Genomic DNA, 26369 nt, shown 5'->3' with positions numbered 1-26369 from the left:
ACGATTCCGACGATTCTTCGGACGCATACAGGAGGTGCATGTGAACGCGACTCACGATCCCGCCCGCCAATCTCTTGCCGGACGCACCGCGCTCGTGACGGGCGGCGGCCGCGGCCTCGGCGAGGCCATCTGCGAGGAGCTGGCGCAACACGGCGCGCACGTGATCGTCGCCGATCTCGACGGCGACCGCGCGGCGGCCGTCGCGCAACGACTCGAGCGGCATGGCGGCCAGTCGGTCGGACGGCCGCTCGACGTGCGCGACGAAGCGTCGGTGCTGCAGGTGGTGCACGACGCGCGCGAGGCGCTCGGCGATCTCGACGTGATCGTCAACAACGCGGCGATCGACGTGACCGCGCCGATCGACGACGTGAGCGTGGCAGCGTGGCAGCAGGTGATGATGACGAACCTGTTCGGCCCGTACCTGATGTGCCACGCGGCCGTGCCGATGATGAAGGCGCGCGGCAGCGGCCATATCGTCAACATCGCGTCGACGGCATCGAAGCGCGCGTGGCCGAATGCGTCCGCGTATCACGCGACGAAGTGGGGGCTGCTCGGGCTGTCGCATGCGCTGCATGCGGAGTTGCGGCCGGCCGGCGTGAGCGTGTCGGCGATCGTCGCGGGCGGGATGCGCACGCCGTTCCTGCTCGACCGCTTCCCCGACATCGACGAGGACACGCTGCAGCCGCCGGAGCACGTCGCGGCCGCCGTGCGGTTCGTGCTGACGCAGCCGCCGGGAACCGTCGTGCCGGAGCTGATGGTGCTGCCGATGAAGGAGACGTCATGGCCCTGAAGCGCGAACGGCGGCTGCCGGGCGCCGTGCTGCTCGACAAGGACGGCACGCTGCTCGAGAACGTGCCGTACAACGTCGATCCCGCGCGGATGACACTCGCGCCGGGCGCGGCGCGCGCGCTGCGCACGCTCGGCGAGACCGGCATGCCGATCGCGGTCGTGTCGAACCAGCCGGGCGTCGCGCTCGGCCGCTTTACCGAACGTGAGCTTGGCGCGGTCCGCCAGCGTCTCGCCGAACTGTTCGAAGCGAACGGCGCGGTGCTGGCGGACTTTTTTTACTGCCCGCATCACCCGGCGGGCAGCGTGCCGCGCTATACGTGCGACTGCATTTGCCGCAAGCCGCGCCCCGGCATGGTGCGCCGCGCGCTCGCCACGCTCGGCGCGGTCGCCGAATGGAGCTGGATGATCGGCGACATCCTCGATGACGTCGAGGCCGGACGCGCCGCACGCTGCGGCACGATCCTGGTCGACTGCGGCAACGAGACCGAATGGCGGATCGATGCGACGCGCACGCCGCTCCACGTGGTCACCCGTCTCGACCTCGCCGCCGACATCGTCGTGCGCGAGGCCGTGCGCCGTCACGGCTCGTGGGTGCGGCGATGAGCGCGGCGTGGGATCGTGCACGCCGGATCCTGTGCGTGCGGCTCGACAGCCTCGGCGACGTGCTGATGACGACGCCCGCGCTGCGCGCGCTGAAGGAGAGCGGCCACGGCCGCCGGCTCACGCTGTTGACCTCGCGCACCGGCGCCGCGCTCGCGCCGCATCTGCCGATGGTCGACGACGTGTGGACGTATGACGCGCCCTGGGTCAAGCATCCGGAGGCCCGCGGCGATCCGGTCGTCGATCTCGACATGATCGGCAGGCTGCTGGCCGGCCACTTCGACGCGGCCGTGATCTTCACCGTGTACAGCCAGAGCCCGCTGCCGGCCGCGATGATGTGCTGGCTCGCGGGCATCCCGCTGCGGCTCGCGCATTGTCGCGAGAATCCGTATGAACTATTGACCGACCGTGTGCCGGAACTTGAGCCGGAATCGTTCGTGCGCCACGAGGTCGCGCGCCAGCTCGCGCTGGTGCGCTCGATCGGCGCGAAGACGTCCGACTGGCGGATGGCGTTCGAGCCCGGCGACGCGGCGCGCCATGCGCTGCACGCCCGGCTGCGTGCAGCGCTCGAGCGCATCGGCGGCCCGCGCCGGCCGGGGTCGGCGCGCGCGCGCTGGCTCGTCGTGCATCCGGGCGCGAGCGCGGCGTCGCGGCGCTGGCCGGCCGAGCGCTTCGGCGCCGCGGCCGCGCGCCTCGCGCCGCTGTTCGACGGGATCGCGGTGACGGGCAGCGCCGACGAGCGGCCGCTCGTCGAGGCCGTGTGCGAACGCGCGGGGCCGCGCGCGGTGCCGCTCGCCGGCGCGCTGCCGCTCGGCGAACTCGGCGCGCTGATCGAGACGGCCGACCTGCTGCTGTCGAACAACAGCGGCCCCGTGCATCTCGCGGCCGCGCTCGGCACGCCGGTCGTCGACCTGTACGCACTGACCAACCCCCAGCACACGCCGTGGCGTGTGCCGCATCGCGCGTTGAACGTCGATGTGCCGTGTCGCAACTGCTATCGCAGCGTATGCAACCAGCCGGGGCATCCGTGCCTGCTCGGCGTGAGCGTCGACGACGTCGTCGCGGCGACGCACGCGCTGCTGCGCGGCAGCGAGCGCCATGCGCAACGCGCGGCCGCGCGCGCCGCCGTACGCGGCGTCGAGCCGGTCGCCGCGAACGCGTCGAACGTGATTCCCTTCGCGCACGTCATCACCAGGAGCTGACGCATGCCCGACTCCACTTACACGCTCGGCATCAACGCCGCCTTCCACGACAGCGCCGCGTGCCTCGTGCGCGACGGCGTCGTGCTCGCCGCGGCCGAGGAGGAACGCTTCACGCACGTGAAGCACGCGAAGCGGCCGGTGCCGTTTTCGACGTGGGAGCTGCCGTATCACGCGATCGACTACTGTCTCGCGGAAGCCGACATCACGCTGGCCGAGGTCGACCATGTCGCGTATTCGTACGATCCGTGGCTCGAACTCGATCGGCACGGCAACACGCCCGAGCTGACGCTGCCGCTGGCGCCGTCCGCGCACGCGCCGCGTGCCGACGGCGCATCGCCGTGGCATCCGCTGTTCCTGTCGTCGATCGTGAACGCGCCGCGCCAGCTCGCGGGCGGCGCGCCGCATCATCTGCAGCGGCGCTTTCGCGGCGTCGCGCACGACGGGCCGTTTCGCTGGCACTTCATCGAGCACCATCTCGCGCATGAGGCCAGCGCGTTTCTCGCCGCGCCGTACGACCACTGCGCGGTGATGACGCTGGACGGGCGCGGCGAACGTGCGACGACGAGCTACGGCGTGTTCGACGGCCAGGCTTACCGGCGGCTAGGACAGATCAACCTGCCGCACTCGCTCGGCCTGCTGTACGAGCACGTGACGCGCTACCTCGGCTTCCTGCATTCGTCCGACGAGTACAAGGTGATGGCGCTCGCGTCGTACGGCAAGCCGGTGCTCGCCGACGAGATGCGCAAGCTGGTGAGCTACAACGGCGAAGGCCGCTACGAGGTCGTCGAAGCCGATCTCGCCGCGCGGTTCGGCGCGCCGCGCGAGCGCGGCGGCCCGATCGAGCCGCATCACTGCGACATCGCGCACGCGCTGCAGGTGGTGCTCGAGGAAACGGTGTTGCAGGCGGTCGACTGGCTCGCCGCCGAGAGCGGCGAGAAGCAGCTCGCGATGGCGGGCGGGGTCGCGCTGAACTGCGTGATGAACGCGAAGATCCGCGATCGCGGGCCGTTCGACGACGTGTGGGTGCAGCCGGCCGCCGGCGACGCGGGCACCGCACTCGGCGCCGCGTTGTGGACCGACTTCCGGATGCGCGGGAGGCGCGGCGAGTGGCGGATGGACCATGCGTATCTCGGACCGTCGTACAGCGACGACGCGATCGAGGCGTTCCTGAAGGAGGCGCAGCTGCCGTACCGGCGGCTGGCCGACGTCGCCGCGCAGACGGCCGCGCTGCTCGCGGCGAACCGCGTGATCGGCTGGTTCCAGGGCCGCATGGAGTTCGGGCCGCGCGCGCTCGGCGCCCGCTCGATCCTCGCGTCGCCGATCGATCCGGACATGCAGCGCAAGCTGAACCGGATCAAGGATCGCGAGGACTTCCGGCCGGTCGCGCCGGTCGTGCTCGAAAGCCGTGCGCATCAGTGGTTCATCGGCGGGCGGCGCACGCCGCTGCGCGCGCCATTCATGCTGTTCGTGTACGACGTCGCGCCCGGCGCGGAAGCGAAGATTCCGGCGGTGCGCCACATCGACGGCACCGCGCGCGTGCAGACCGTCGACGAACAGCAGCATCCGCTGCTGCATGCGCTGTTGTCCGAGTTCGACGCGCTCACCGGCGTGCCGGTGCTCGTCAACACGTCGTTCAACACGCGCGGCGAGCCGATCGTCTGTTCGCCGCGCGACGCGATCGAATGCTTCTGGACGTCGCCGCTCGACGCGCTCGTGATCGGTTCATTCCTGCTGGAGAAGCCGAGATGAACATGCGCGCCACGCAACTGCCGCCGGTCGTATCGGTCGTCGTGCCGACCTACCGGCGGCCCGACCTGCTCGAGCGCTGCCTCGACGTGCTGTGCGTGCAGGTGTTCGATCCGACGACCTACGAGATCGTCGTCGTCGACGACGACCCGGCCGGCAGCGCGCGGGCCGTCGTCGACGCCTGTCGCACGCGCGTGGCCGACGTGCCGGTGATCCGCTACATGACCGCGCCCGATACGCAGGGCCCGGCCGGCGCACGCAACGTCGGCTGGCGCAGCGCGCGCGGCGCGCTGATCGCGTTCACCGACGACGACACGATTCCCGATCCGGCCTGGCTGCGCCACGGCGCGGCCGCGTTGCAGGCCGAGCCGTCGGCGGCCGCGGCGGCCGGGCGCATCGACGTGCCGCTGCGGCCGCGCCCGACCGACTACGAACGCGATGCCGCCGGCCTCGCGCACGCGGAGTTCGCGACCGCGAACTGCTTCGTGCGGCGCGCGGCGCTCGAACGCGTCGGCGGTTTCGACGAACGCTTCACGCGCGCGTGGCGCGAGGACGCCGACCTGATGTTCGCGCTGCGCGAGCATGCGGGGCCGATCGTCGAGGTCGACGCCGCGCGGATCGTGCATCCGGTGCGCCCCGCGCGCTGGGGCGCGAGCATCGGCCAGCAGTCGAAGGTGTATTTCGACGCGCTGCTGTACAAGAAGCATCGCACGACCTACCGGCGTCATATCCGGCCGATGCCGCCATGGAACTACTACGCGGCCGTGCTGTTCGCGCTCGGCGCGATCGGCTGTTTCGCGGCCGGCTGGCGCACGGCGGGCATCGCGTGCGCGCTCGCGTGGGGGGTGATTACCGCCGCGTTCTGCGCGAAGCGGCTGCGCGGCACGCGGCTCACGCCGTCGCATGTCGCCGAGATGATCGTCACGTCGATCGCGATTCCGCCCGTGTCGCTGTACTGGCGCATGCGCGGCGCGCTTCACTTCCGGGTGTTCTTCCTATGATGTTCGATTCCGCTTCATCGTCCGGCCCGAGCCGCATCGCGGTATTTCGCGCGCTGCAGCTCGGCGACATGCTGTGCGCGGTGCCGGCGCTGCGCGCGCTGCGGCGCGGCGAGCCCGATGCGCGCATTACGCTGATCGGGTTGCCGTGGGCGCGCGAATTCGCGTCGCGCTTCTCCGACTACATCGACAACTTCATCGCGTTTCCCGGCGCGCCGGGCCTCGGCGAGCAGCCGGAAGCCGACGCAGCCGCGCGCGAGGCGTTCGTCGCGGAATGCCGTGCGCGCGACTTCGATCTCGCGATCCAGCTGCACGGCAGCGGCGCGCAGACCAACGCGATCGTCGCGTCGCTCGGCGCGACGCGCACCGCGGGCTTCGTGCCGGCCGACGGCGGCACGACGGCGCTCGACTGTCAGGTCCCCTGGCGTGACGGCGAGCCCGAGGTCACGCACTGCCTGTCGCTCACGCGCAAGCTCGGCTATCCGGACTGGGGCGACTACCTCGAATTCCCGCTCGGCGGCCTCGACTACGCGCTCTGGCATGTGCTGTGCGAAGAACACGCGCTCGATCCGGGCCGCTATGTGATCGTCCATCCGGGCGCGCGGATGGCGTCGCGGCGCTGGCCGGTCGACCGTTTCGCGAGCGCCGCGCGGCAGCTCGCGGCCGACGGCTGGCAGATCGTGCTGACCGGCACGCGCGCGGAAATCGCGCTGGCCGCCGCATTCGCCGAGCAGCTCGGGCGACCGTGCGTGAACCTGTGCGGACGCACGCCGCTCGGCGCGCTGGCTGCGTTGATTGGCCGCGCGCGGCTGCTGCTGTGCAACGACACGGGCGTGTCGCATGTCGCGGCGGCGCTCGGCACGCCGAGCATCGTTGTCGCCTGCGGCAGCGATACGGCGCGCTGGGCGCCGCTCGATGCCGAACGTCATCGCGTGATCGCGAACTACCCGGCTTGCCGGCCGTGCATGTTCGACACCTGCCCGTACGGGCACGAATGCGCGAGCGCGATCGGCGTCGACGACGTGATGGAACGGGCGGGCGAACTGCTCGCGGAGGAGAGACGTCATGTCACGTAAGCGGTTGCGCGTGCTGACCTGGCACGTGCATGGCAACTATCTGTATTACCTGTCGCAGGCGCCGCACGATTTCTACCTCGTGACGAAGCCGCAGCATCCGCCCGGCTATGCGGGGCGGGTCGGGCATCTGCCGTGGGGCGACAACGTGCACGAGGTGAGCGTCGAATGCGTGCGCGACACCGAGTTCGACTGCGTGCTGTACCAGCATCACCGGCACTACGAGCAAGACCGGCTGCGATTGCTGAGCGACGCGCAGCGTGCGTTGCCCGCGCTGTTCGTCGAGCACGATCCGCCGCGCAAGCATCCGACCGACACGCTGCATCCGGTGCAGGACCCGAACATGTTGCTGGTGCACGTGACGCCGTTCAACGCGCTGATGTGGGACAACGGCGTCACGCCGACGCGCGTGATCGAGCATGGCGTGCTGCTGCCCGACGGCATCGAGTATCGCGGCACGCTGCCGAAGGGCGTGACGGTCGTGAACAACCTCGCGCGGCGCGGGCGGCGGCTCGGCGCGGACCTGTTCGAGGTCGTGCGCCACAGCGTGCCGCTCGATCTGGTCGGGATGGGCTCGACCGACCTCGGCGGCATCGGTGAAGTGCCGAACCCGGCGCTGCCGCAGTTCCTGTCGCACTACCGGTTCTTCTTCAATCCGATCCGCTACACGAGCCTCGGGCTCGCGGTGATCGAGGCGATGATGATCGGGCTGCCGATCGTCGCGCTCGCGACGACCGAGATGGCGCAGCTCGTGAAGAGCGGTTCGAATGGTGTCGCCGATACGCGGCCCGACGTGCTGATCGACGCGATGCGCATGCTGATCCGCGATCCGGAACTCGCGCGCGAGTGGGGCGCGGCGGCGAAGCGCGACGCGTGCGAGCGGTTCGGGATCGAGCGCTTCGCGCGCGACTGGGACAACGCATTGCGCGACGTTGCGTCGTAGCGTGAGCGGGGCCCTGATCGACGCGATGCAGCCCTTGAAGCGGGTGCGCTTAGGCGCTCGACGGGCTCGCCGGCGAGGGCGCGCTCGCGGCGCTGCTGGTGCTGGTGCTGCTCGTGCCGTTGGCGCTGCTACTCGCGCCCGACGTCGACGCGGAGTTGCCGTTCGTCGCGTTGCGCTCGTGTTCGGGCAGCAGTGCGAGGCGGTTGTACAGCGTCTTCAGGCTGATGCCGAGCGCCTTCGCGGTGCGCGGCTTGTCGCCGTTGAAGTGACGCAGCGACGCGACGATGAAGCGCTGCTGCGTATGCGCGAGCGTCGTGCCGATATGCAGCGTCATCGCGTTGTGACGCACTTCCTCGCGCGGCGGCAGGCGGCGCGGCAGCTGCAGTTCGATCTGGTCGTCCGCGAGGATGAACGCACGTTCCAGCGCGTTGCGCAACTCGCGCACGTTGCCGGGCCACGTGTACGCGCGCAGTGCCTTCATCGCCTGCATCGACAGGCGCTTGCGCGTGCGGTGCCGCGCGTTCAGCCGCTCGACGATCTGCAGCGCGATGTCGCCGACGTCGTCCTCGCGCTGCCGCAGCGCGGGCACGTGCAGCGCGATCGTCGCGATCCGGTAGAACAGATCCTCGCGCAGCCGGCCGCTGCGCACGGCCTCGACCGGATCGTGATGGGTGGCCGCGACGATCCGCACGTCGAGCGGAATCGCCTCGTGGCCGCCAACGCGCACGATCGTGTTCGATTCGAGCGTGCGCAGCAGTTTCACCTGCAATTCCGCGGGCATTTCCGCGATTTCGTCGAGAAACAGCGTGCCGCCGCGTGCCGCTTCGAACATGCCCACATGTTGTGCAACGGCGCCCGTGAAGCTGCCTTTTTCATGTCCGAACAAATGGGACTCTGCGATGTCTTTCGGAATCGCACCGCAGTTGACGGGCACGAACGGGCCGCGCCGGCGCGGGCTCATGTCGTGGATCAGCCGTGCGACGATGTCCTTGCCGGCACCGCTTTCGCCGACCACGAGCACACTCACGCGCGTTGCGGCCACGCGCGAAATTTTCAGCAGCAGGTCCTGGATTGTTCGCGAACGGCCGAACAGCCGCGTGCCGTCATCGTCGGATTTCGACATGAGTGATATCGCATTTGGGAAGTTTTGACCGAAGCCGTCGAGACAAGATGAAAAAATGACGCGACATGCGCCGTTTTTCACGTAGAAAGCATACCTCTTATACGAGAGACCGCAGATTGAATCTGGCAATGCGATCGTCGCGGGCGGATAGATTTATTCGATGAGCGGCGAATGCATGACACGCCTCTTCTATACTGCTAAACAGTCGTTTGTCATGGCAGGACAACTTGTCTGCTTGTTCGTATGCGGTGCGACGGATTGCCTGTTGCCGGGTGCCCGGCGTCGTACCCCGCATCGCATGCCCGCCGCGGTTTCGGCTGATGTTCGAGCCGGCCGCATCACAAGGAGCTTCGATGCCTTATGTCCTGATTGTCGAAGACGACGCCGATACGCGCGCGATGCTCGCGGCACTTGCGCAGTCGCAGCAGCTTGCATGCGACACGGCCGCGACACTCGAAGAAGCGCGCACGCTCGTCTCGACGAATACCCCCGATCTGGTGCTGTGCGACCTGGTGCTGCCGGACGGCAACGGAATGGATCTGTTCGACGCATTGCCCAAGCGCGGGCATTGCGAAATGGTGCTGACCACCGGTCACGCGAGCCTCGAAACCGCGATCGACGCATTGCGGCGCGGCGCGTCCGACTACCTGGTGAAGCCGCTCAACATGCAGCGGCTGAACAGCATCTTCGCGCGCGTGCCGCGCACCACCGCGCTGCATGAGGAAATCGCCGAGCTGCGCTCCGAATTGCAGCGCCTCGGCCGTTTCGGCCGGATGCTCGGCAGCTCGCCGGCGATGCAGGCCGTCTATGACGCGATCGGCCGCGTCGCGCGCACCGAAGCGTCGGTGCTGCTCACCGGCGAATCGGGCACCGGCAAGGAGCTCGCCGCGCAAACCGTGCACGACCTCAGCCTGCGCCGCCGCGGCCCGTTCCTCGCGGTGAACTGCGGCGCGATCGCCGCGAATCTGGTGGAGAGCGAAATGTTCGGCCACGACCGCGGCAGCTTCACCGGCGCGGAGCGGCAGCACAAGGGCTTCTTCGAGCGCGCGGACGGCGGCACGCTGTTCCTCGACGAAATCACCGAGATGCCGGTCGAATCGCAGGTCAAGCTGCTGCGCGTGCTCGAAACGGGGCGGCTCACGCGGCTCGGCTCGACGCGCGAGATCGACGTCGACGTGCGCATCGTCGCCGCGACCAACCGCGATCCGGAAGCCGCGATGGCGGACGGCAAGCTGCGGCCCGACCTGTATCACCGGATCAACGTGTTTCCGATCCCGCTGCCGTCGCTCAGGGAGCGCGGCGACGACATCCCGATGCTCGCCGACGCGTTCCTGCAACGCTACAACGAGGAAAGCGGCCGCAACCTGCGCTTCGCGCCGGCCGCGCGCGAAGCATTGAAGTCGTACGCATGGCCCGGCAACGTGCGTGAGCTGCGCAACTTCGTGCAGCGCGCGAGCATCTTCAGCGACGCCGACGTGATCGATACGCTGCCGCCGCCGATCATGGACGAACTGTCGAGCATGGTCGAGTCGCACGAAGATCGCGTGACGGTGCCGTTCGGCACGCCGCTCGAGGAAGTCGATCGCAAGCTGATCCTCGGCACGATCGCGCAATGCGGCGGCGTGAAGGCGCAGGCCGCCGAGGTGCTCGACGTCAGCCTGAAAACGATTTACAACCGGCTCGCGCAACTGGAAGACGAAACGGAAAAGCCGGACTCCTGATGCGCCGAGCGCTGCGCTCATGCGCGTGCGCGCGTGCGGCGGCGCTCGGCGTCGTCCACGCGGCGGCGCATGCGCTCGACTTCCGGCGGAATCGCATGCCGCTCGCGCAGGATCCACGGCAGCCCGGCGAGCGCAGGCGTGACGCCGCGTTCCCGCCACAGGCGCGGCAGCATGCGCAGCGTATGCGCGAGCGCGGCGCCGGCCGGCCATCGGAGCCATGCGGTCCATACCGCGTTGCGGGTCGATACGCTCGCGCGCGCGTGCACGTCGCGCTGCTTCGAAGGGTAATGATGAACCGTCAGGTGCGGTGCATACACGAGCCACGCGCCCGCACGGTACAGGTCGAGCGCGAGCAGCGCTTCCTCGCCGCCGAGGAAGTAGCGCGGGTGATAGCCGCCGGCCTTCATGAACGCGTCGCGCCGGAATGCGGTCGCGCCGGCCAGCAACCCGAGGATCGGGCGGCCGGGCAGCGCGACGCTCGCATCCAGCGGGCTGTCGGCCATCAGCCGGCAGGTCGGGTCTTCGCGCTGTTCCGGGCCGACCAGCACGCGTGCGGTGACGGCCGCGACATGCGGATACGCATCGAGCAGGTTCGCGGCTTCGGCGAGCGAGCCGGGCGCCCACCACGTGTCGTCGTCGCAGAACGCGACGTGGCGCGTGCGCGCGACGGCCACGCCGAGATTGCGGCCGGCCGCACCGAGATTGGCCGGCGCATGCACGAGCGCCACGTGCGGGAAGCGGTGGCGCACGAGCGCGGCGGTATCGTCGTCCGAGCCGTTGTCGACGACGACGATCGCGGGCCGGTCGGGCAAGTCGGACAGCCGCGCGAGCGTGCGCGCGAGCTCCGTCGCGCGCCGGTAGGTCAGCACGACCGCGGTCACGCGCGCTTCGCGCGGCGGCAGCGCGACGCGCGGCGGCGTTACGCGGACACGTTGTCGCATTCGAGCCGCCAGTACGTTTCGGGTTCACGGAGATCGGCGCGCATATGAGGCTCGAACAGCGCAATCTGGCTCGCATACGCGTCGACGGCGGCGGCCTTCGCTGCCGCGCCGTCGGTGCGATTGCCCGCCGGCGGGCCGACCGGGTGGCCGATCCAGCCATGCTCGCGCCAGTCGATCACGCGCTTCGCCATCAAGCCGTTGATCCGCCGATACGGCACGTCCTCGTAGAAGCGCCAGACGCGCGCCGCGTCGCCCGTGCGGCTGTTGTCGCGCAGCAGCGTCAACACTGCCTGCTGCACCTGGATGTGATCGCGGTGAAACAGGCCGGCCGGCGCGAGCACGCCGAAGCCCGGGTGCGCGTCGATCGTGTCGGCGAGGCGCGCGGCGATCGCCGTCGACGCGGCCCGCGTGCCGTACTGATCGTCGAGGAAGTCGAGCCATACCGGCTGCGCGCCGAGCATCGCGAGCGCGCGGCGGTCTTCGTCGCGGCGGCTGCGCACCGCTTCGTCGGCGGTGCGAAAGCCGGCCCGGCGATCCCATGGCGGCGCGTCCGATCCGCGCGCGGGAATCCCGGCGAAGACGGTGACGACTACCGAGCCCGGCGCCTGCGCGAGCAACTGCCCGCAACTGAAGACGGCATCGTCGAGATGCGGCGAGATGACGAGCCAGCGTGTCGGAGCGGTCATGTTTTTCAAAGTCTCCCTGGTATCCGATGTAAGCGGCCGAGCGGGCGGAGCCGGCCGGCGGGCATGCGGACAAGCAGGCGGCATGCCCGTGTGTTCGCCCGTTGCCGGGTGCCGTCGAGCTTCCGGCAGGAGCGTGTCCGATGAGTGAAATTGCACGGCCGCAGGCCGGAAATTACGCAACCGCCGTGATGCTCGTCGCGACCGCGACCGTGCTGCAAACGCTGGCGATCCGCTTCGGCGGCGTGAACCTGCCGCTGATCCTGTATTACCCGCTGCTCGCCGGCGCCGCGTGGGCGACGTCGTTCCTGTTCGGAATCCTGTCGACCGTGCTCAGCGGGCTGCTGGTGTGGACGCTGTTCCTGTCCGATGCGTCCGCGTATACCGGGCCGCTGCCCGACCGCCTCGTGCGGCTCGGCATCTTCATGCTGGTCGGCGTGCTGGTGTGCGCGATCGCGGCGAGGCTGCGGCACGCGCGGGTCACGAACCGTCTGGCATACCGGAACGAGGCCGCCGCGCGGCGGCAGCTCGACGCCGTGCTGCAGGCGTTGCCGGACGGCGTGATCGCGACCGATGCGCAAGGCCGGGTGACCTACGTGAACGCGGCGGCGATCGCGCTGGCCGGCGGCGCGCTCGACGATGCGACGGGCCGCCCGGTGCGCGACGTGCTTCACGTGTTCGATCGCGACGACCGGCGCGTGCAGCCGACGCCGCTCGAGCGCGCGCTCGCCGGCGCGCATGCGCTGTCCGACCGGCACTGGCTGCACGGCGCCGACGGCAGCCCGCCGGTACCGATCGTCGAGGCCGCGTCGCCGATCGTCGACGCGCACGGCAACCTCGACGGCGCGGTGCTGTTGCTGCGCGATGCGGGCACGGAGCGCGCGTTGGCGGAGGTGTCGCGCCTGCAGCGCGCGGTGGTCGACGCGTCGCCGGACGCGATCGTCGGGATAGACCGGCAGGGCCGCATCGTCAGTTGGAACCCGGCCGCGCAGCGGATCTTCGGGTATGACGAAGCCGACGCGCGCGGACGCCCGCTCGAAACGCTGGTCGCGATGCGCTGGCTGCGGCGCAACCCGCTCGCCGATTCGTTCGACGCGATGCGCGAAGCGGTCGGCCCGCTCGAACTGCTGTGCGTGCGCCGCGACGGTCGGCGCTTTCGCGCAACGGTGTCCGCGGGCCCGGTGCGCGGCGAGGCCCGAAATTGCGTCGCGCTGTCGCTGACGCTGCGCGAGACGGGCGCGCAGCGCCGGCGCGACCTGCGCACGCAGCGCTCGCTGCAGGGCGCACGCGACGCGCGCGACCGGGCCGATACGTCGAATCGTCTGAAGGACGAATTGCTCGCGACCGTGTCGCACGAACTGCGCACGCCGCTGAACGTGATCTACGGCTGGATCGAGGTGCTGCGCAATACGCGCGACGACGCGCTGGAACAGCAGGCGATCGATGCGATCGACCGCAGCGCGCGGTCGCTGACGCGCATGGTGGGCGACATCCTCGATGCGTCGTCGCTCGCGACCGGCAAGTTGCGGATCGATCCGATGCCGGTCGACGTGGTGCGGCTCTTCTCCGATACGGTTGGCGCGTTCCAGACGGCCGCGTCGTCGGCCGGCATCGTGCTCGAATTCGAGTGCGCGGCGAGCGCGTGCGTGGTGTCGGGCGACGCGGAACGCCTGCGGCAGATGCTCGCGAATCTCGTGTCGAACGCGCTGAAATTCACGCCGGGCGGCGGCGCGGTGACGGTCACGCTGTCGCGCGACGACGCGCACGCGGTGCTGGTCGTCGCGGACACCGGGCAGGGCATTCCGCCCGCGTTCATTCCCCATGTATTCGACATGTTCCGCCGCGCGGACGATTCGCCCGCGTCGCCGCGGCGCGGGCTCGGGCTCGGCCTGTCGATCGTGCGCCACATCGCCGGGCTGCACGGCGGCCAGGTGCGGGTCGAAAGCGCGGGCCGCAATCGCGGCGCGACCTTCACGGTGACGCTGCCGGCCGGCTGGCAGCCGACCGGCGCGATGGCGTGGGGCATCGCGCAGGCCGATGGCCGGCGCGAGCGGCTGATGCTCGATGCGCAGCGCATCCTCATCGTCGACGACGACGCGACCACGCGCGCGAGCCTGACGGCCGCGCTGACGACGCTCGGCGCGGCCGTGTCGATCGCGTCGTCGGGCCGCGAAGCGCTCGCGGTGGTCGCCAATCTTCAGCCGACCGTCGTGCTGTCCGATCTCGCGATGCCCGACGGCGACGGCTTCTGGCTGCTCGACGCGTTGCGGCACGGCCGTGCGCACGGCGCGACGCCGCGCGACCTGCGCGTGCTGGCCGTCACGGCCCACGCGGGCCCCGCCGACGAGCGGCGCGCGCTCGAAGCGGGGTTCGACGGCTTTCTGTGCAAGCCGGTCGACGTGCGGGAACTGGCGCACAAGATCGCGGACGTGACGCAGCGCGACGGCTGATGCGTGGTGCGCATCGGCCGTCACTGCGGCGCGCGCGGTAACGGCGGTTCAAGTCATCGTATCGATCCTCATGTCGCCGCCGCGGGCCGGTTCTGCGTGCTGATCTGCGCGAGCATGTGCGACGCGATCTGCGTGCTGCGCACGAGGTCGCCCGGCTCGTGATGGATCGCCTGCCGATGGATGAAATACCGCGCGGTATGCGCGAGCCCGGTCGCGAGCGGCGTCGTCGCACGCCAGCCGAGGCGCCGGTGCGCGACCTCGAGATCGGGCCGCCGCTGGCGCGGATCGTCGGACGGCAGCGGGCGGAACTCGATCGGGACCGTCGCGCCGACGATCCTCACCACCTCCCGCGCGATATCGATCATCGCGATCTCGTCGTCGCTGCCGAGGTTCACCGGCTCGCACGCGTCGCCGGGCTCGTTCATCAGACGGATCAGCGCGTCGACCATGTCGTCGACATAGCAGAACGAGCGCGTCTGTCGGCCGTCGCCGTAGACGGTCAGCGGCTCGCCGGCCAGCGCCTGCGTGATGAAGTTCGACACGACGCGCCCGTCGGCCGGATGCATGCGCGGCCCGTACGTATTGAAGATGCGCGCGATCCGCACGTCGACGCCGTACTGCCGGTGATAGTCCATGAACAGCGTTTCCGCGCAGCGCTTGCCTTCGTCGTAGCACGCGCGCACGCCGATCGGGTTGACGCGGCCGCAGTAGTGCTCGTCCTGCGGATGCACGTCGGGGTCGCCGTACACCTCGCTGGTCGACGCCTGCAGGATGCGCGCCTTCACGCGCTTCGCGAGGCCGAGCAGGTTGATCGCGCCGTGCACGCTGGTCTTGGTCGTCTGCACGGGGTCGCGCTGGTAATGCACCGGCGACGCGGGGCACGCGAGGTTGTAGATCTCGTCGACCTCGACGTACAGCGGAAACGTCACGTCGTGGCGCATCAGCTCGAAGTTCGGCGCGTCGAGCAGGTGCGCGATGTTGTCCTTCGTCCCCGTATAGAAATTGTCGACGCACAGCACGTCGTGCCCGGCAGTCACGAGGCGTTCGCACAGATGCGAACCGAGAAAGCCGGCGCCGCCGGTGACGAGTACGCGTTTGCGATCGTAGCCCTTCATCATGCATTCTCCTTGCGGTTCGCGAGGACGGCCGGCGTCGCGGCGACGGGGGTGCGCCGGCTGCTGGCCGCCGTGCCGGCGCGCTGCGGATGCGCGACGTCGCGGTAGATGTCGACGAGGCGATCGGCCACGCCGCGCCACGTATAGAAGCGGTGCGCGCGCAGGTAGCCGGCGCGGCCGAGCGCGTCGCACAGGTCGGGTCGCGCGCGCAGCTGCACGAGCCGCTGGGCGAGCGCGGCCGGATCGCGCGGCGGCACCAGGTAGCCGGTCACGCCGTCGTCGACCGTGGTGCGGATGCCGCCGACGTCGCTGCCGATCACCGGCGCCGCGCAGGCCATCGCCTCGACCGGCGTGATGCCGAACGGCTCGTACCACGGCGTCGTCACGAACACGTCGGCCGCGCTGTAGTACAGGTGCAGCACATCGCGCTCGCGCCGGCCGACGAAGATCACGCGCTCCGCGATGCCGGTGTCGTGCGCGAGCGCGGCGAGCCGCGCGAGTTCCGGATCGCGGGCCGGATCGGGCGTCGCGTGGCTTCCGCCGACGATATAGAGCCGCGTCGGCCGCTGCGGATCGCGCGGCATGCGCGCGAGCGCGTCGATCACGGTGTCGATCCCCTTGCGCGGCACGAGCCGCCCGAGCTGCAGCACGACGAACGCGTGCTGCGGCCAGCCGAGCTGCGCGCGCGCGTCGGCGCGCGGCACCGGCCGGAATTCGCGCGCATCGAACCCGCACGGCACGATCTCGATGCGCGCGGCGTCCGCGTGATAGTGCGTGGTCAGATCCAACGCATCCTGCGGGCATTCGGCGATCAACCGGTCGGAGCGGCGCGCGAGCGTGTCCTCGATCGCGAAGCGTTCATCGGGAAAGCCGTCGGCCGCGCCCTGATGCAGCCGCCGCACGCGCCCGAGCGCATGGAACGTCGTGACGAGCGGAATGCCGAGGCGCTTCTTCACGCGCAGCGCGGCCTCGCCCGACATGAAGAAGTTCGCGTGCATCACGTCGACCGGATCGGCTTCGCGCCGCATGCGCGCGATCATGTAGTCGGCGAATGCACCCATGTACGGCAGCAGCCTCTCCTTCGGCACGTCGACCGGCGGGCCGGCCGGCACGTGGATCACGCGCATGCGCGGGCCGATCTCCACGACTTCCGGCAGGTGCGCATTGTCGCAACGCGTGTAGACATCGACGTCGAGGCCGCGCTCGGCCAGTTGCTTCGCGACGTTCGCGACGTAGATGTTCTGTCCGCCCGCATCCACGCCGCCGATCACCCCCAGCGGCGACGCATGTTCACTGATCAACGCAATTCTCTGCATGGTGTTGCTCCGGTGGTCGAGGCCGCGCCGACGGGCCCCGTTGCGTCCCGATTCGGCAATCGGCATGCCCGGGGTTTTGCGGGCGAACCCCCCCGTCGACGCGCCGAAAAAATTACAACGCGTTGGATGAAAGGGCGTCTGATCGGCGCGTCGCACGCCCATCCGGCGGACAGCGCGCGGCACGCGATTTGCGCCGTGTCGATACCCGCCGGCCATGCCGGCCCCACGAAAGGAGGTCACGATGAAGGTATTCCCGCTGCAAGCCCGCGCACCGCGCTTTCGCCGTCGTCCCGCGACGCGCCTCGGCATGGCGGTCGCGATCGCCGCGGCCGTCGCGTGCACGGCCGTCGCGCCGAACGTGTTCGCCGCCGGCGACGACGGCGCATCGTCATCCATGTCGTCGTCGACGCACACGAGCACCGGCGCGAAGATCCGCGACGCGACCATCACGACCAAGGCCAAGGCCGAACTGGTCGGCACGAGCGGCCTGTCGGCCGGCGACATTCACGTGAAGACGCGTCGCGGCATCGTGATGCTCACCGGCAGCGTGCCGGACGAACAGCAGCGCACGCAGGCGGTGAGTGTCGTCAAGCAGATCGAGGGCGTGCAGGACGTGCGCGACCAGTTGACCATCCGCCCGAAATAACCGCGGCCCCGTGAAAGGAGTCCACTGATGAAGTGCATGCTCAAACCGGTCGGCGAGCAGACGATCGTGATCACGGGCGCCACGAGCGGCATCGGCCTCGTCACCGCGCGCAAGGCGGCACGGCGCGGGGCGAAGCTGGTGCTGTTCGCGCGCAACGAGGACGCGCTGAACACGCTGTGCGAGGAAATTCGCCAGCATGGCGGCCTCGCGGTGCCGGTCGCCGGCGACGTCGGCAATGTCGAGGATCTGCAGCGCGCGGCCGCGAAGGCGGCCGATACCTATGGCGGCTTCGACACGTGGGTCAACAACGCGGGCGTGTCGATCTTCGGTACGGCAGCCGCGGTGCCGCTCGAGGATCAGCGCCGGCTGTTCGACACCAACTACTGGGGCGTCGTGCATGGCTCGCTCGTCGCATCGGATCATTTTCGGCGCAAGAGCGATTTCCACGGCGGCGCGATCATCAACATGGGCAGCGAGGCATCTGACGCGCCGCTGCCGCTGCAAAGCGCGTACACCGCATCGAAGCACGCGGTGAAGGGCTTCACCGATTCGCTGCGGCTCGAGCTGGAGTCGGATCACCTGCCGGTATCCGTCACGCTGATCAAGCCGGCCGCGATCGACACGATGTTCGTGATGCACGCGAAGAACTACATGAACGTCGAGGCGAAGCTGCCGCCGCCGATCTACGACCCGGACCTCGTCGCCGACGCGATCCTGTTCGCGGCCGCGCATCCGCGGCGCACGCTGTTCGTCGGCGGCGCCGCGAAGTTTACGTCGGCCAGCGCGTACCACGCGCCCCGGCTGTTCGATCGCGTCGCGGCCACGCTGTTCTCGCGCGGCCAGCGCACGGTGCGCCCGGCGCGCCCGCGCGACGACAACGCACTGTATGAGTCGCGCCACGTGTTGCACGAGCGCGAAGGGATGGAGGGCCACGTGCTGCGCGGCTGCGCGTACAACGCGGTGGTGCAGCGGCCGAAGGTGGTCGGCGCGATCGCGCTGGGCGCGGCGGCGCTGGCGGTTGCCGCATTGGCGCGCGCGCGCCGCGCGCCGACCTGATCGCGCCTTTCCGTTATTTCATCTGAAGGAGGTTTTCATGTCATCCCGACAACATACGGGCCACGAATACAGCCACTCGCGCGCGCACGAAGGCGAGCGGGTGCAGCAGGACCACGACAAGGGCGGACATCAGACCGGGCACGGCAAGGCGCCCAGCCCCGTCGACGTGCAGAAGGCGCTGAAGGGGATGGACTATCCGGCCAGCAAGTCGGACATCGTCGAATGCGCGGAACGCTCGAACGCGGATCCGGGCGTGCTCGACATGCTGCGAAAGATCCCCGATCGCGAATACGGCACGCCCGCGTCGGTCTCGAAGGAACTCGGGCGGCTGATGTGAGCGCTGCCGCGTCACGCCGTGCGCGCCGTCGCGTGCACGGCGCGTCACCATCACCATTACCGTCACCGTCACGAGGAGGAGCATGAGCATGGCGATGATCGTCGCAGGCCGCTTCACGACGTTCGATGAAGCGGAAGGTGGGGCGCGCCACCTGTACGAGCGCGCGTTCGGCCCGGACGACGTGTCGATCTTCTTCCTGAACCCGGGCGGCCAGCACGCGCGTTTTCCGATCGGCGGCGACGTGTATGCCGATACGGCCGCGAAGCCGGGCGGGCGCGGCGCGATGGTCGGCGCGCTGCGTGGGCTGGCGATCGGCGCGGTCGTCGGGATGATCGTCTATGCGATCGGCGTGCACTACTGGTTCGTGCCGGCCGCGGGCGCACTCGCCGGCGCGTATCTCGGCGCATTCGGCGGCGCGCTCGGCCGGATGCGCGGCCAGCAGGCCGAAGGCAAGGGCACGCTCGCGCACACCGAAACCGGCGTGATCCTGGCCGCGCGCGTGACGGCGACGACCGCCGCCGCCGCGGAAGACGTGCTGCGCGCGACCGGCGCGCAATCGATCGAGCGCGTCGAAGGGGACTGGCAGGACGGCCAGTGGCGCGACTTCGATCCGGTGCGCCGGCCGAACGGCACCACGCAGGGCGCGCCGCATTGAGCAGGTCGTTTCTGCACGTGCTTGCAATGCGGTGTGGCGCTCGGGCCCTGTCACCCTGCCCGAGCCGGCGTGCCGGACGTGGCACGCCGATTGCGACACGTGTCGCCGACACCCGTTCAAGGAGGAACCCATGACCACGGCAAAGACCCCGCCGCCCCAGAAGCAGACGCAACAGCCGGGCAGCGAGCGGGACATGCATCCGAAGCCGCGCGACGAAGCGGCCGATTACGTCGGCAGCGGGAAGCTCGCCGGCAAGGTCGCGCTCGTGACCGGCGGCGACAGCGGCATCGGCCGCGCGGTCGCGATCGGTTTCGCGAAGGAGGGCGCGGACGTCGCGATCGTCTACCTGAACGAATCGGACGATGCCGCATACACGAAGCGGCTGATCGAGCAGGCCGGCCGGCGCTGCGAGGCGATCGCATGCGACATCGGCGACCGCCGCCAGGCGCGCGACGCCGTGGCGCGCACCGTCGAAAAGTTCGGCCGGCTCGACGTGCTGGTGAACAACGCGGGCGAACAGCATCCGCAACCCGGCATCGAGGACGTGACGGAGGAACAGCTCGAGCGCACGTTCCGCACCAACGTGTACGGGATGATTTTCTGCACGCAGGCGGCGCTTCAGCACATGAAGCCCGGTGGACGCATCGTCAACACCGCGTCGGTCACCGCGTATCACGGCAGCCCGAAGCTGCTCGACTACTCGGCGACCAAGGGCGCGATCGTCGCGTTCACGCGTTCGCTGTCGATCGAGCTGGCCGAGCGCGACATTCGCGTGAACGCCGTCGCGCCGGGGCCGATCTGGACGCCGCTGATCCCGTCGACCTTCAGCGCCGACGAAGTCGCGAAGTTTGGTTCGAACGTGCCGCTGAAGCGGCCGGGGCAGCCCGACGAGCTGATCGGCTGCTACGTGCTGCTCGCATCGGAAGGCGCGAGCTACATGACGGGACAGACATTGCATCCGAACGGCGGCTCGATCGTCGGCGGCTGACGGCTCCCCCACACAAGGAGAAAGCGCATGAAGCAACCCAACTGGACGATCGCGGCGCTCGCCGCGGGCGTGCTCGCCGTGTCGGGACTCGCGCACGCACAGATGCCGAGCGAGCCGCCCGCCTCGAATTCGCATGTGCCGGGCGGCGTGATCAACCCGTCGTCGGGCGCCGCCATGGGAGACGCCGGCATGGCGAAGGCGCCGCAGGGCGGCGACGCGGAATTCATCGACAAGGCCGCGATGGCCGGCAAGGCCGAGGTGCAGGCCAGTCAGCTCGCGTTGAAGCAGGCGCAGTCGGCGGACGTGCGCGCGTTCGCGAAACGCATGGTGGCCGATCACGGCAAGGCGAACGCGAAGCTCACCCAGATCGCCGCGCGCAAGGGCATGAAGCCGCAGGTCGAGCAGATCTCGGATCCGGACGTCGAGGCGCTGCGCGGCAAGAGCGGCCACGACTTCGACACCGCGTATGTCGCGGCGGCCGGCCCCGACGCGCACCGCAAGGCGGTCGCGCTGTTCGAAGGCGAGGCGCGCGACGGCAAGGACGCGCAGCTGCGCGCATTCGCCAAAGCCACGCTGCCGACGCTCAAGCATCACCTGAGCATGGCGGAGGCGCTCCAACGCAAGGTGGGCGCGCAGTAACGCGCGCCCGGTTCAACCCCAGGGCCGCGTGGGCGGCCCGCATTTTCGGAGAAGCAGTCATGGCCCAACGGCAATCGAAGCACGAAGGCATCCTCGAACTGCTCTGTCAGGCATACGAGACCGAGCTTGGCGGGGCGAAGATCTACGAGGCCGCGATCAAGTGCGCGACCGACGCGGACCTGCACAAGGAATGGGAGAAGTACCACCGCGAGACGATGCATCACCAGGAGGTGCTGCGCAAGGTGTTCGAAACGCTCGGTCTCGATCCGGACACGCAGTCACCGGGGCGTGCCGCGGTGGCGGCGACCGGCAAGTCGCTGGTCCAGGTGATCGAGCAGGCGAAGAAGCAGGCCGACCCGGCGGTCGCGCAGGTCGTCGCGGCCGAGTGCGTGGTACTCGCCGAAACGAAGGATCACCTGAACTGGGAGCTGATCGGCTACGCGGCCGACCAGTTGCGTGACAGCGACGCGGCGAAGGCGCTGAAGGCCGCGCACGACGAGGTCGAGGCCGACGAGGACCATCACCTGTATCACACCCGCGGCTGGGCGCGCGAGATGTGGATCGAGTCGATGGGCTTCAAGGCCGTGCTGCCGCCGCCGGAGGAAGTGAAGAAGGTGGAATCGGCGGCCGATGCGGCGCGTGCCGAACGTTCGCGCGGCAAGATGATGTAACCGCGCCGGGCCGGCAACCGGGCTGTGTCGCACGTGCGGCCGCCCGGTTGGCTGGCTTTTTTTCTCTGTGTTCTCACTTTCCCGTTTCCGCTTAAATGGTTGCGCACGCAACCGAATCCAATCGCATCGTCACGCTCAGCTCAGCATGTCCACCGTCATCAGGACCACCGACGCCGCCATCAGAGCGACCGCGAGCCATCCGAACAGTTTCGACACGATCCCGCTGCCCGGCTGACCGGCCGCGTCGCGCCGCTGCGACAGCAGCATCACCAGCACGAGCATCGGCACCGCCGCGATGCCGTTGAGCACCGCGCTCCAGTACAGCGCCTTGATCGGATTGACCGGACTGAAACAGATCGCGATGCCGACGAGCACGCAGGCCGCCAGCACCGCATAGAACGCGGGCGCGCGCCGCACCGGCTCGTTCAGGCCTTCGCGGAACCGCCAGGCCTCCGCGCAGCCGTACGCGGCGCTGCCTGCGAATGCGGGGATCGCGAGCAGCCCGCAGCCCACGATGCCGAACGCGAACACCAGGAACGCCGCTTCGCCGGCGATCGGGCGCAGCGCCTCGGCGGCCTGCGCGGTGGAGCCGATGTCGTGCTTGCCGTGCGTGAAGAACACCGCCGCGCCGATCACCATGATGCAGAACGACACCGCGTTGGTCACGATCATGCCAGTCCAGGTATCGAACGTGATGCGTCGTTCGGCCTCGCGGCGCGCGCCGGGCGCGCACGCGGTGTCGCCGTTGCGGCGCTCGGCCTGGGTTTCCTCCACTTCGAGCGCGGCCTGCCACACGAACAGGTACGGGCTCAGCGTCGTGCCGAGCACCGCGACCGCGGTGGTCGCGTATTCGTGCGTGAACGCGACATGCGGCAGCACGAGCGCATGCCGCAGGTTGCGCCAGTCGATGTGCACGAAGCCGAGTTCGAGCACGTATGCGAGCAGGCCGAGCGTCATCCATTTCAGCCAGCGCGCGTAGCGCTCGTAGGACAGCAGCACCTGCAGCGCGAGCGACCCGAGGCCGTAGACGGGCGCATACCAGTAGCTGCGCCCGCCGGCGACGAGCGCGGTCGCGTCGCCCATCGCGGCGAGATCGGCGCCGACGTTGATCACGTTGACGATCACGATCATCACGATCAGCCCTTTGGCGAGCCGGTCGGAGAACTGCTTGCGGATGCCCGCGACGAGGCCTTCGCGATTGGTGCGTCCGATGAACGCCGACGCGAGCTGCACGGCCACCATCATCGGCAGCGCGACGACGGTCATCCACAGCATGTGGAAGCCGAACTGGCTGCCGGCCTGCGCGTAGACCGCGATGTTGCTCGGGTCGGCGTCCGACGCGCCCGCGAGCAGGCCGGGGCCGAGCCGGCGGTACCACGGCTTCGCGGCGGGGGCGGCGGTGGCGGGGGCGGCAGCGGCACCGGCACCGGCATCAGCATTGGCACGAGCATGAGCACGAGCACGAGCACGAGCACCGGCACCGGCACCGGCACCGGCACCGGCACCGGCACCAGTACCAGCACCAGCACCAGCACCAGCACCGGCCTCGCGCGACGCGTCGTCGCCGCGCAGATCGTTCATTCGGCGTCTCCCCGCGCGCGGTGCGTGCCGCCGCCGCTGCCGCCACCGCGCGCGAGGCGCGACGCGGTGCGCAGCGCGTCGACGAGCGTCCGATAAGCCTGCTCGCGCGAATCGGCGCCGCGCGTGCGCAGCACGTAGGACGGGTGATAGGTCGCGACGACGAGACAGCCGTCGGGCGAGCGCACGGGCTGGCGCGTGCGCTCCAGCGTCGCGTCGTTGTCCTGCAGCACGGCCCGCAGCGCCGTCGCGCCGAGCGCGACGATCACGCGCGGGCCCAGCGCGGCGAGCTCGCGCTCGAGCCAGTAATGGCACGCGGCGACCTCGCGCTGCGCGGGCGTCTTGTGCATCCGCCGCTTGCCGCGCGGCTCCCATTTGAAGTGCTTGACCGCGTTGGTCACGTAGACGCTCGCGCGCTCGATGCCGGCTTCGTCGAGCGCGCGGTCGAGCATGCGGCCGGCCGCGCCGACGAACGGGATGCCCGTGCGGTCTTCCTGATCGCCCGGCTGCTCGCCGACCAGCATGATGCGCGCGTTCGTGGGCCCCGCGCCGGGCACCGGCTGCGTCGCGTGTTCCCACAGCCCGCAGCGGCGGCACGCGTCGAGCGTGGCCGGCGCTTGGTCGTCGGGCGCGGCCGGCTTTGCGGGCGCGTGGCGCGTCATGCGCGGCCTCCCGCGCGGGCCGGTGCCGCCCCTGTGTCACGGTGCGTCCGCCAGCGGGCTGCAGGTGGATTCAAGTCCCTACCGGGTCGGAACAGCGGCGGTGCGCGCATCGACGGCTCCCATATCGACGATTTCGACCATTTGCAGCAACCGGCATGCCCCGTGCAGCCGATCGCGTCAATATGGGCGCGCAGTTTGCGCCGGGGCCGTGTCCGATCACAGGGAAAAACGCGATGCAAATCCTCTCCGGCGACGATCCGGCCGCCGACGACGTGCTGCTGTGGCGCCCGCCCGATAGCGTGCCGCGCCGGCTGCGCCGCGTGCTGGTCGTCGATGACTATCGCGACGCGGCCGATGCGCTGCGATTGCTGCTCCAGGCGCGCGGCTTCGAATGCCGCGTCGCGGATGATCCGTTCGCCGTCTGCGATCTCGCGGGGGACTGGCAGCCGTTCGCGATCGTGCTGGACATCGCGATGCCGGGCCTCGACGGCCTGCAACTCGCGAAGCGGCTGCGCGGCGATCCGCACACCGCCGACATGCTGCTTATCGCATGCACCGCGTTCGCGTCGCAGAGCGATCGCGAGCGTGCGCGCGAAGCCGGCTTCGACGCACATTGTGCGAAGCCGCTGACGCCGCACCGGCTGCTGCGTTATCTGGACGCCGCCTACGGCGGCGCGCGGCAGGACGCGGGCGTTACACGGGGTGTGTAAAAAAACCGCGGCGGCCGGCTGCGGTCGTCACGCGCGGCCGGCGGCCTCGGCGCGCAGCGCGGCCCGCGACGGCGCGCTGGGCCCGTCACGCGCGCGCGGCGGCCTCGGCGCGCAACGCGGCCCGCGCCGCCAGCGCGGCGAACACGCCGGCGGCGGCGAGCAGGCCCGCGCTCAGCCCGAACGTCGCGCGATAGCCGTGCAGGTCGAACAGCACGCCGCCCGCCGTCGCGCCGAGCGCGATCGCGAGCTGCACGACCGCCACCATCAGGCCGCCGCCGGCTTCCGCGTCGCGCGGCAGCGCCCGGGCCAGCCACGTCCACCAGCCGACCGGCGCCGCGGTGCCGAGCAGCCCCCAGACGGCCAGCAGCGCGGCGGTCGCGCCGATCGAGTGGCCGAACGCGATCAGCGCGACGGCGACCGCCGCCATCAGGCCAGGGATGACGATCAACGTCCGGTACAGCCCGCGTTGCAGGAACGTGCCGATCAGGATCGTCCCCGCGAACCCCGCGACGCCGATCACGAGCAGCAGCACCGACAACCCGGCGGCGCCCGCATGCGTCACGGCTTCGAGGAACGGCCGCAAGTATGTGAACAGCGTGACCTGCCCCATGAAAAAGACGCTGACCGCCGCCATGCCTAGCGCGACCGGCGCGCTCCCCAGCAGCGCGAATGCGCGCCCGGGCGAGGCGCTGCCGTGCGCGGCGTGCATCCGCGGCAGGCTCGCGAGCTTCCAGCCGAACGCGATCGCGGCGACCGGCACGACGCAGAAGAACGCCCATCGCCAGCCGACGATGCCGCCGAGAAAACTGCCGAGCGGCGCGGCGACGACGGTGGCCAGCGCGTTGCCGCCGTTGACGATCGCCAGCGCGCGCGGCACCTGCCGGTCCGGCACGAGGCGCATCGCGGTGGCCGCCGACATCGACCAGAACCCGCCGATGGCGAGGCCGATCAGCGCGCGCCCGGCGATGAACGCCAGATAGTTCGGCGCGAATGCGACGACCGTGCCGGACACGATCATCAGCAGCGTCAGCGACAGCAGCACCCGCTTGCGGTCGCGCCGGCCGGCCAGCGACGAGATGAACAGGCTCGTGAGCAGCGCGAACGCGCCCGATACGGAGATCGCCTGGCCCGCCTGTCCTTCGCTGATCCGCAGATCGTGCGCAATCGGCGTCAGCAGGCTGACCGGCATGAATTCGGATGCGACGAGCGCGAACGCGCCGAGCGCCATCGCGAGGACGGCGCCCCACGCGGCGGCGTGAACCGGCGCGGGCCCGCGATCGGAAGGGGAAACGGCTTGCATCGTGGAATCGGAAAAAATGCGGATCGGTGGCGGCGGCGATGGGCGCGTCAGTCGCAATGCGCGTCGACAGCCGTGCCGCGATCGGCCAACGACGTGCGGCCGTCGGCATCGCGCGCCGCCATTACGTGCGTGGATGCAGCTCGCGCATCGTCGACCCACGTGCGCGGATTGGCGCGCGCCGGATTGAAACCGGCGGCTTCGTAGCGAATCATGTCTTCGCGCACCTGCTCGCGCGTCAGGCCCTGCGCATGGGCGAGCAACGGAGCGGAAACGGCAAGCGCGGCGACGAAGAGGCGAACAAGGGATTTCATGAGAAGGACTCCGGGGAGAATACGTGGAAGGATCCCGAGGCTGGGAAGGCGCACGGGAGCCTGAACGCTTCGCAGTCTATCGGCCCGTGCCCGATCGATTAAGTAGCGCAACACGC

The 26369-nt window shown here is 70.0% G+C and carries 26 protein-coding genes; 17 read left to right on the top strand and 9 right to left on the bottom strand.

What is annotated here, in order from left to right; translation table 11 throughout:
• The first annotated feature begins 40 nt into the window (after positions 1–40).
• The 7 genes from ACP26O_RS29740 to ACP26O_RS29710 are packed head-to-tail and all read left to right on the top strand — an operon-like array spanning position 41 to position 7351.
• The gene (locus ACP26O_RS29740; RefSeq protein WP_105832425.1) at positions 41–790 is read left to right on the top strand and encodes an SDR family oxidoreductase; all 750 of its coding nucleotides are present in this window, start codon (positions 41–43) and stop codon (positions 788–790) included.
• Positions 781–1392 (top strand): D-glycero-alpha-D-manno-heptose-1,7-bisphosphate 7-phosphatase, encoded by a 612-nt coding sequence (locus tag ACP26O_RS29735; RefSeq protein ID WP_175701351.1) that lies wholly within the window; start codon positions 781–783, stop codon positions 1390–1392. Before ACP26O_RS29740 ends, ACP26O_RS29735 begins: the two co-directional genes overlap by 10 nt.
• Entirely contained in the window at positions 1389–2591 is a 1203-nt protein-coding gene (locus ACP26O_RS29730; RefSeq protein ID WP_175664677.1) for a glycosyltransferase family 9 protein, read from the top strand. Before ACP26O_RS29735 ends, ACP26O_RS29730 begins: the two co-directional genes overlap by 4 nt.
• A gap of 3 nt (positions 2592–2594) precedes the next feature.
• Positions 2595–4340 carry a carbamoyltransferase family protein gene (locus ACP26O_RS29725; RefSeq protein ID WP_175664678.1) on the top strand — a complete coding sequence of 582 codons (1746 nt, stop codon included), beginning with the start codon at positions 2595–2597 and terminating at the stop codon, positions 4338–4340.
• On the top strand, positions 4337–5338 hold the full coding sequence (locus ACP26O_RS29720; RefSeq protein WP_175664679.1) for a glycosyltransferase family 2 protein: 1002 nt from the start codon (positions 4337–4339) through the stop codon (positions 5336–5338). The genes ACP26O_RS29725 and ACP26O_RS29720 overlap by 4 nt, the downstream gene beginning before the upstream one ends.
• Positions 5335–6411 (top strand): glycosyltransferase family 9 protein, encoded by a 1077-nt coding sequence (locus ACP26O_RS29715; RefSeq protein ID WP_175664680.1) that lies wholly within the window; start codon positions 5335–5337, stop codon positions 6409–6411. The genes ACP26O_RS29720 and ACP26O_RS29715 overlap by 4 nt, the downstream gene beginning before the upstream one ends.
• Positions 6401–7351, top strand: a complete 951-nt coding sequence (locus tag ACP26O_RS29710; protein WP_175664681.1) for a glycosyltransferase — start codon at positions 6401–6403, stop codon at positions 7349–7351. The genes ACP26O_RS29715 and ACP26O_RS29710 overlap by 11 nt, the downstream gene beginning before the upstream one ends.
• Before the next feature lie 49 nt (positions 7352–7400).
• On the opposite strand, the gene ACP26O_RS29705 is transcribed toward ACP26O_RS29710, so the two are convergent.
• Positions 7401–8474 (bottom strand): sigma-54 interaction domain-containing protein, encoded by a 1074-nt coding sequence (locus ACP26O_RS29705; protein ID WP_175664792.1) that lies wholly within the window; start codon positions 8472–8474, stop codon positions 7401–7403.
• 353 nt (positions 8475–8827) lie between these two features.
• Between ACP26O_RS29705 and ACP26O_RS29700 the strand changes: the two genes are divergently transcribed.
• Positions 8828–10195, top strand: a complete 1368-nt coding sequence (locus tag ACP26O_RS29700) for a sigma-54-dependent transcriptional regulator (RefSeq protein WP_011660547.1) — start codon at positions 8828–8830, stop codon at positions 10193–10195.
• Positions 10196–10212: 17 nt separating this feature from the next.
• Here ACP26O_RS29700 and ACP26O_RS29695 read toward each other — a convergent pair whose 3' ends face one another.
• Both ACP26O_RS29695 and ACP26O_RS29690 read right to left on the bottom strand, forming a co-directional pair.
• A complete protein-coding gene (locus ACP26O_RS29695; RefSeq protein ID WP_175664682.1) occupies positions 10213–11136 on the bottom strand; it encodes a glycosyltransferase family 2 protein in 924 nt (307 codons plus the stop codon).
• On the bottom strand, positions 11115–11822 hold the full coding sequence (locus ACP26O_RS29690; protein ID WP_175664683.1) for a PIG-L deacetylase family protein: 708 nt from the start codon (positions 11820–11822) through the stop codon (positions 11115–11117). The genes ACP26O_RS29695 and ACP26O_RS29690 overlap by 22 nt, the downstream gene beginning before the upstream one ends.
• Positions 11823–11962: 140 nt before the next feature.
• Between ACP26O_RS29690 and ACP26O_RS29685 the strand changes: the two genes are divergently transcribed.
• Entirely contained in the window at positions 11963–14269 is a 2307-nt protein-coding gene (locus ACP26O_RS29685) for a hybrid sensor histidine kinase/response regulator (protein WP_175664684.1), read from the top strand.
• A 68-nt stretch (positions 14270–14337) separates the two neighbouring features.
• Here ACP26O_RS29685 and ACP26O_RS29680 read toward each other — a convergent pair whose 3' ends face one another.
• Entirely contained in the window at positions 14338–15384 is a 1047-nt protein-coding gene (locus ACP26O_RS29680) for a UDP-glucuronic acid decarboxylase family protein (protein ID WP_175664793.1), read from the bottom strand.
• Positions 15384–16700: a glycosyltransferase family 4 protein gene (locus tag ACP26O_RS29675; protein ID WP_011660542.1), complete on the bottom strand. Its 1317-nt coding sequence runs from the start codon at positions 16698–16700 to the stop codon at positions 15384–15386. The genes ACP26O_RS29680 and ACP26O_RS29675 overlap by 1 nt, the downstream gene beginning before the upstream one ends.
• A gap of 241 nt (positions 16701–16941) precedes the next feature.
• Between ACP26O_RS29675 and ACP26O_RS29670 the strand changes: the two genes are divergently transcribed.
• From ACP26O_RS29670 to ACP26O_RS29640, 7 genes are all read left to right on the top strand, one after another.
• Positions 16942–17346 (top strand): BON domain-containing protein, encoded by a 405-nt coding sequence (locus ACP26O_RS29670; RefSeq protein WP_175664685.1) that lies wholly within the window; start codon positions 16942–16944, stop codon positions 17344–17346.
• Positions 17347–17373: 27 nt separating this feature from the next.
• Complete coding sequence (locus ACP26O_RS29665) at positions 17374–18402, top strand: SDR family oxidoreductase (RefSeq protein ID WP_175664686.1); 1029 nt, start codon at positions 17374–17376, stop codon at positions 18400–18402.
• A gap of 37 nt (positions 18403–18439) precedes the next feature.
• The gene (locus tag ACP26O_RS29660; RefSeq protein ID WP_011660539.1) at positions 18440–18739 is read left to right on the top strand and encodes a DUF2795 domain-containing protein; all 300 of its coding nucleotides are present in this window, start codon (positions 18440–18442) and stop codon (positions 18737–18739) included.
• An 88-nt stretch (positions 18740–18827) separates the two neighbouring features.
• Positions 18828–19394 (top strand): hypothetical protein, encoded by a 567-nt coding sequence (locus tag ACP26O_RS29655; protein WP_175664687.1) that lies wholly within the window; start codon positions 18828–18830, stop codon positions 19392–19394.
• 130 nt (positions 19395–19524) lie between these two features.
• A complete protein-coding gene (locus ACP26O_RS29650; protein WP_175664688.1) occupies positions 19525–20382 on the top strand; it encodes an SDR family oxidoreductase in 858 nt (285 codons plus the stop codon).
• A gap of 27 nt (positions 20383–20409) precedes the next feature.
• Complete coding sequence (locus ACP26O_RS29645; protein ID WP_175664689.1) at positions 20410–21021, top strand: DUF4142 domain-containing protein; 612 nt, start codon at positions 20410–20412, stop codon at positions 21019–21021.
• Between the two features lie 59 nt (positions 21022–21080).
• Positions 21081–21692 carry a DUF892 family protein gene (locus ACP26O_RS29640; protein WP_006754835.1) on the top strand — a complete coding sequence of 204 codons (612 nt, stop codon included), beginning with the start codon at positions 21081–21083 and terminating at the stop codon, positions 21690–21692.
• Positions 21693–21827: 135 nt separating this feature from the next.
• On the opposite strand, the gene ACP26O_RS29635 is transcribed toward ACP26O_RS29640, so the two are convergent.
• Positions 21828–23273, bottom strand: a complete 1446-nt coding sequence (locus ACP26O_RS29635) for an NRAMP family divalent metal transporter (RefSeq protein ID WP_426356431.1) — start codon at positions 23271–23273, stop codon at positions 21828–21830.
• Positions 23270–23932 carry a UdgX family uracil-DNA binding protein gene (locus ACP26O_RS29630; protein WP_175664691.1) on the bottom strand — a complete coding sequence of 221 codons (663 nt, stop codon included), beginning with the start codon at positions 23930–23932 and terminating at the stop codon, positions 23270–23272. The genes ACP26O_RS29635 and ACP26O_RS29630 overlap by 4 nt, the downstream gene beginning before the upstream one ends.
• A gap of 233 nt (positions 23933–24165) precedes the next feature.
• Between ACP26O_RS29630 and ACP26O_RS29625 the strand changes: the two genes are divergently transcribed.
• Positions 24166–24642, top strand: coding sequence for a response regulator (locus ACP26O_RS29625; RefSeq protein WP_175664692.1), 477 nt, complete (start codon positions 24166–24168; stop codon positions 24640–24642).
• Positions 24643–24727: 85 nt separating this feature from the next.
• Here the strand turns inward: ACP26O_RS29625 and ACP26O_RS29620 are convergent, their stop codons facing one another.
• Positions 24728–25942, bottom strand: coding sequence for an MFS transporter (locus tag ACP26O_RS29620; protein ID WP_175664693.1), 1215 nt, complete (start codon positions 25940–25942; stop codon positions 24728–24730).
• Positions 25943–25989: 47 nt separating this feature from the next.
• Positions 25990–26253, bottom strand: a complete 264-nt coding sequence (locus tag ACP26O_RS29615) for a DUF4148 domain-containing protein (RefSeq protein ID WP_175664694.1) — start codon at positions 26251–26253, stop codon at positions 25990–25992.
• Between the last annotated feature and the right edge of the window lie 116 nt (positions 26254–26369).

This window comes from Burkholderia sp. R-40 (assembly GCF_049942845.1).
Taxonomy (GTDB): domain Bacteria; phylum Pseudomonadota; class Gammaproteobacteria; order Burkholderiales; family Burkholderiaceae; genus Burkholderia; species Burkholderia ambifaria.
This window is presented reverse-complemented; position numbering and strand designations above follow the sequence as displayed.

Coding starts and splice junctions, on each gene's coding strand:
- ACP26O_RS29735 (WP_175701351.1), top strand. CDS start 781: ATGGCCCTGAAGCGCGAACGGCGGCTGCCGGGCGCCGTGCTGCTCGAC.
- ACP26O_RS29730 (WP_175664677.1), top strand. CDS start 1,389: ATGAGCGCGGCGTGGGATCGTGCACGCCGGATCCTGTGCGTGCGGCTC.
- ACP26O_RS29725 (WP_175664678.1), top strand. CDS start 2,595: ATGCCCGACTCCACTTACACGCTCGGCATCAACGCCGCCTTCCACGAC.
- ACP26O_RS29720 (WP_175664679.1), top strand. CDS start 4,337: ATGAACATGCGCGCCACGCAACTGCCGCCGGTCGTATCGGTCGTCGTG.
- ACP26O_RS29715 (WP_175664680.1), top strand. CDS start 5,335: ATGATGTTCGATTCCGCTTCATCGTCCGGCCCGAGCCGCATCGCGGTA.
- ACP26O_RS29710 (WP_175664681.1), top strand. CDS start 6,401: ATGTCACGTAAGCGGTTGCGCGTGCTGACCTGGCACGTGCATGGCAAC.
- ACP26O_RS29705 (WP_175664792.1), bottom strand. CDS start 8,474: ATGTCGAAATCCGACGATGACGGCACGCGGCTGTTCGGCCGTTCGCGA.
- ACP26O_RS29700 (WP_011660547.1), top strand. CDS start 8,828: ATGCCTTATGTCCTGATTGTCGAAGACGACGCCGATACGCGCGCGATG.
- ACP26O_RS29695 (WP_175664682.1), bottom strand. CDS start 11,136: ATGCGACAACGTGTCCGCGTAACGCCGCCGCGCGTCGCGCTGCCGCCG.
- ACP26O_RS29690 (WP_175664683.1), bottom strand. CDS start 11,822: ATGACCGCTCCGACACGCTGGCTCGTCATCTCGCCGCATCTCGACGAT.
- ACP26O_RS29685 (WP_175664684.1), top strand. CDS start 11,963: ATGAGTGAAATTGCACGGCCGCAGGCCGGAAATTACGCAACCGCCGTG.
- ACP26O_RS29680 (WP_175664793.1), bottom strand. CDS start 15,384: ATGAAGGGCTACGATCGCAAACGCGTACTCGTCACCGGCGGCGCCGGC.
- ACP26O_RS29675 (WP_011660542.1), bottom strand. CDS start 16,700: ATGCAGAGAATTGCGTTGATCAGTGAACATGCGTCGCCGCTGGGGGTG.
- ACP26O_RS29670 (WP_175664685.1), top strand. CDS start 16,942: ATGAAGGTATTCCCGCTGCAAGCCCGCGCACCGCGCTTTCGCCGTCGT.
- ACP26O_RS29665 (WP_175664686.1), top strand. CDS start 17,374: ATGAAGTGCATGCTCAAACCGGTCGGCGAGCAGACGATCGTGATCACG.
- ACP26O_RS29660 (WP_011660539.1), top strand. CDS start 18,440: ATGTCATCCCGACAACATACGGGCCACGAATACAGCCACTCGCGCGCG.
- ACP26O_RS29655 (WP_175664687.1), top strand. CDS start 18,828: ATGGCGATGATCGTCGCAGGCCGCTTCACGACGTTCGATGAAGCGGAA.
- ACP26O_RS29650 (WP_175664688.1), top strand. CDS start 19,525: ATGACCACGGCAAAGACCCCGCCGCCCCAGAAGCAGACGCAACAGCCG.
- ACP26O_RS29645 (WP_175664689.1), top strand. CDS start 20,410: ATGAAGCAACCCAACTGGACGATCGCGGCGCTCGCCGCGGGCGTGCTC.
- ACP26O_RS29640 (WP_006754835.1), top strand. CDS start 21,081: ATGGCCCAACGGCAATCGAAGCACGAAGGCATCCTCGAACTGCTCTGT.
- ACP26O_RS29635 (WP_426356431.1), bottom strand. CDS start 23,273: ATGAACGATCTGCGCGGCGACGACGCGTCGCGCGAGGCCGGTGCTGGT.
- ACP26O_RS29630 (WP_175664691.1), bottom strand. CDS start 23,932: ATGACGCGCCACGCGCCCGCAAAGCCGGCCGCGCCCGACGACCAAGCG.
- ACP26O_RS29625 (WP_175664692.1), top strand. CDS start 24,166: ATGCAAATCCTCTCCGGCGACGATCCGGCCGCCGACGACGTGCTGCTG.
- ACP26O_RS29620 (WP_175664693.1), bottom strand. CDS start 25,942: ATGCAAGCCGTTTCCCCTTCCGATCGCGGGCCCGCGCCGGTTCACGCC.
- ACP26O_RS29615 (WP_175664694.1), bottom strand. CDS start 26,253: ATGAAATCCCTTGTTCGCCTCTTCGTCGCCGCGCTTGCCGTTTCCGCT.